General features: G+C 71.8%; 5 protein-coding genes. All 5 read right to left on the bottom strand.

What is annotated here, in order from left to right; genetic code table 11:
- Window positions 1-283 precede the first annotated feature (283 nt).
- The 5 genes from EFK10_RS45595 to EFK10_RS45575 all read right to left on the bottom strand — a co-directional run bounded on the left by EFK10_RS45595 (window position 284) and on the right by EFK10_RS45575 (window position 3,320).
- Complete coding sequence (locus EFK10_RS45595) at window positions 284-1,228, bottom strand: DUF2637 domain-containing protein (protein WP_127361517.1); 945 nt, start codon at window positions 1,226-1,228, stop codon at window positions 284-286.
- Between the two features lie 175 nt (window positions 1,229-1,403).
- A complete protein-coding gene (locus EFK10_RS45590) occupies window positions 1,404-2,111 on the bottom strand; it encodes a zinc finger domain-containing protein (protein ID WP_127361516.1) in 708 nt (235 codons plus the stop codon).
- On the bottom strand, window positions 2,108-2,518 hold the full coding sequence (locus tag EFK10_RS45585) for a hypothetical protein (protein WP_206305847.1): 411 nt from the start codon (window positions 2,516-2,518) through the stop codon (window positions 2,108-2,110). The genes EFK10_RS45590 and EFK10_RS45585 overlap by 4 nt, the downstream gene beginning before the upstream one ends.
- 11 nt (window positions 2,519-2,529) lie before the next feature.
- On the bottom strand, window positions 2,530-2,874 hold the full coding sequence (locus tag EFK10_RS45580) for a hypothetical protein (protein ID WP_127361515.1): 345 nt from the start codon (window positions 2,872-2,874) through the stop codon (window positions 2,530-2,532).
- Window positions 2,875-3,131: 257 nt separating this feature from the next.
- Entirely contained in the window at window positions 3,132-3,320 is a 189-nt protein-coding gene (locus EFK10_RS45575) for a hypothetical protein (RefSeq protein WP_127361514.1), read from the bottom strand.
- Window positions 3,321-3,491: the final 171 nt, after the last annotated feature.

The following is a 3,491-nucleotide window of genomic DNA, read 5'->3' as shown; positions in this document are numbered from 1 at the left end:
TGCGTACAAAAGCCTCAAAATCGACCGCCGCACCTACAAAGCCACCCTGAACATCGACATCTTGACGCCGACGATCAGCCCATAACTTCACGGCCTTGTCCTAAAGGGCCAGCAGGCAGGATCAACCCATCCCGACGAGCAGCCGAACACCTCCGAAACCGTGGCACCCGGCGCCCGCCCGACACGACAGTCGGGCCCTCAGCCTGCCCACCATCACCCGGACAAGCCGAAATGGCCCATCGAACACATCGACGGACCGCTACGAAAGATCGAGGTTAGAGGATCACCCTGCGGCGGTGAGTTCCTTGTGCGGCTTGCGGGCCGCGCGCAGCAGGTCCCGGCCGCGCGTCTCGGACTTGCCGATGTCGACCGCCCACTGCGGCGCGGTCAGCTTGGGCCGGTCGGCGAGCGCGCCACGGGTCAGGGCGATCCGCTCGTCTTCGGTGCTGCACTCCTCGTACAGCACCGCCCACGGCATGCTGCCGTCCGGCTGCAGCACCGGCCGCTGTCGCTGCTGGCGCTGCTGCCCCTCGCTGTCGGCCTGCTGCTCCTGCTGCTCGGGCTGCTCCTGCTGCTCGGGCGGCGTCTGCTGCTGCTGGTCGAGCTGCTGCGGCTGCTCCTGCTGCTGCTGGCCGGTGCTGCCTTCTGCTAGCGCGGCGACGGCAGCAGGCTCGGGCGGGGCGGGCAGCAGTGCTGCTGATGCTGGGGCAGCAGCAGGCAGCACCGGCAGCAGGGCCGTCGCGGCTGGTGCTTGTGCTGGTGCTTGTGCTGGCTCTGCCTGCCCGGCGTGGTCGGGCTGCGGCAGCAGCAGTGCGCGCAGCTCCTGCATGCCCATCTCCAAGGCGACCATCTGCGCGAGCGGGGCGACGGTGGCCACCGCCCACCCTCCGGCGGTCCCCGGGGCGTGGGAGACGTTGAAGGCCCAGCTGACCAGCGTGAAGCCGACCGTGACGATCCAGTACGGCCTGGTGGAGCGGCGGCCCGCCAGGGCCCGGATGACGCCTATGGAGCCCAGGACGATGCCGCCGTCGACGAGGACGGGGAACATCCATGCGGAGCCTTCGGTGACGCCGTTGTCGACCGCGACGTGGTGCAGGGCCTCGTAGGACAGGCGGAAGCCGACGGACTCGAACGCGGCAACGGCCGTGAGGAACACGGCGGTCACCAGCACTCTGGTCGTCCTGGTGCGGCCACCTGCCGCCGGAACGGTACGGTACGGATCAGGCACGGGAGGTCACTCTCCTGCTGCTAGGCCCTCGGCTGGTGTTGGCTCACCGCCGGGGGCCGATTCGTTTCGGGTGCCGCCTACCGTAGCCCTGCTGTTCGGGTGCTGCAGCAGCAACCGCAGTGCCAACAGCAGGCGTTGGCGCTGCTGGCGGGTGCTGCCTGCTGCTGGCGGCGGGTCAGATGCTGCTGCCGCTGCTGTTGGTGTCGTCGTCGGGCAGGCGCAGCACTGCTGTGTGGGTGCGGATGCGCCGGTACTTCTGCTCGGTGCTGTGCCCGTCCCACTGGGCCCGCGCGTCGTCGGCGGGCACGCGCTGGACGTGGTCGAACAGGGACAGGTCGGCGGGGGCGATGTGCCAGGAGAACTGCCAGCCCCCGGCGCGCAGGAACAGCGCGTACCAGCCGTCGCCGGCGTCGGGCCCGGGCGCGGGCGCGATGACGGAGGGGTGGAGGGCTGCGAGCCACGCGGCGAGGTGGTTGCGTTCGCGGTAAGCGGCGTTCAGGAGCTGGTTCAGGGGACCGGCGGAGGCCATGTGGAGTTTCCGTTGTGGCTTGAGGTTCGGGTTGTCGGTGGCGGTGAGGGCGGCGGCCGCGAGGCGATCGGTGTGCGAGCCGGACATGGGCTGGCCGAAGCGGGCGACGCAGCCGGATCCGGTGGGGGCCTTGCAGACGGGGCAGTCGACGTCGAGGACGGGCCTGGCGCCGCCGGCGAGTCGACGGGTGAGGTCATTGACCTTGGCGGCGATACCCGCCTGGCTGGCGCTCAGGTGCTCGACGCCGGCGCGGAGCCGTTCGGCCTCGGCCGGGGTCAGCGCCCGGTGCTCGGCGTGGCCGATCAGGTGCCGTATCTGCTCCAGGGTCGGCGGCTTGGGGCGGCCCCGGGTCACCGGCCTGCCGCCTGGTCGGCTTCGGTCCACCGTCGCAGCAGGGACCGGCGCTGGCCGGGCGTGAGCTGCACGGCTCGGGTGTAGACGGCGAGGACGCGGGCGGCGGGCACGCACCAGGTCGGGAAGGGGTCCTCGGTGGAGGGCTCCATCTCGCCGACGGGTTCGACGGTGTAGAGGTCGCCGAACCAGTAGCGGGAGGCGTAGAAGCGGCCGTAGTCGCGGTCGGTGGTGATGTAGACCATGTCGGGGCGGCCGGTGGGCGGGTCGACGGCCTGCCCGTCGAGGGTCGCGGTCTGGCCCTTGGCGCGGGCGGCGCAGATGGGGCAGCCGTCGACGACGTTCGGGGCGTGCGGGGTGATGGTGTCCCCGGGCCGAAGCCCGGGGACACCGCCGTGGAAGTATCGCAACAGGCTCTCGCCTACCGGTCGTTGCAGCGGCACATGCCCTGCGGGGTGCACCAGGTGTCGCACGAGTTGCACCAGGCCGCGCCGGGGAACGGCGGGATGCGCTTCGGCTTGGTGAGGAGGGAGCCTGGGCGTCCGATGGCGGCCTCGTTGATGGCCTCTTGGAGATCGGCGTAGTGGGTGGCCGCGTCGGGGTCGGGGGCGGGTCGGGGGGGCATCAGGTGACTCCGGACAAGATCGGGTGGGGGCGGGACGTCTCGTTCGGCCATGACCTTGGGCAGTGGTCCGTAGCGTTCCCGCATGAGCCGTTCGTACAGCTCGGGGTCGGCGGCGTGGTCGCTGCGGTAGGTCGCGGTCACGAGTCCTCCCTTGAGGACGCGGGGACCCGCCCGGTCGGGTGGCCTGGGCGGGTCCCTTCGCGGCGTGGGGCGGCGTCCCCGTGTGGCTCCGCTTGGGCGGGGCCGGTGTCTGGCGGGTAGGGCGCGGGGGGGTTGCCACCCGCCAGACACCTTGGGGGGATGCCGCATGCCACGGCATTGCTGATGGGCCGGTCCCGCGGCTGCAGCCGTTCCCGATCAGCGAGCAGAACGTACCACGTACGAGCGTTGTGGCACATCTAGCGAGCCGGGGGCGTGTCGGGCTCCTCGGCCCCCAGGACGGCGCCGAAGCCAAGGCCGTCCAGGGCCTCGGTGCCGCAGGGGTCGTCGTCGACGAGGAACAGGCCGTCCTGGCTGGCCTTGATGGGGACGCCGAACTCACTGGGCTTCATGCCCAGCCAGTCGCGGCCTTCGGCGCTGTCGCTCACGGTGTTCTCCTTCGGTGGATACAGACGGGCGGCCCGCCCCCGGGGCGGGGGCGGGCCGTGGCGGGTCAGGCCGAGGGCACGAGCTCCGGCTTGGCCGGCGCGGCGGCCTTGGCCGGGGGAGCCGGCTTGGCGGCGCTGCGCTTGACCGGCGGAGCGGGCTTGGGCTTGGCC

Origin of the sequence: Streptomyces soli (assembly GCF_003999195.1) — a bacterium.
GTDB classification, from domain to species: Bacteria; Actinomycetota; Actinomycetes; order Streptomycetales; family Streptomycetaceae; genus Actinacidiphila; species Actinacidiphila soli.
This window is presented reverse-complemented; position numbering and strand designations above follow the sequence as displayed.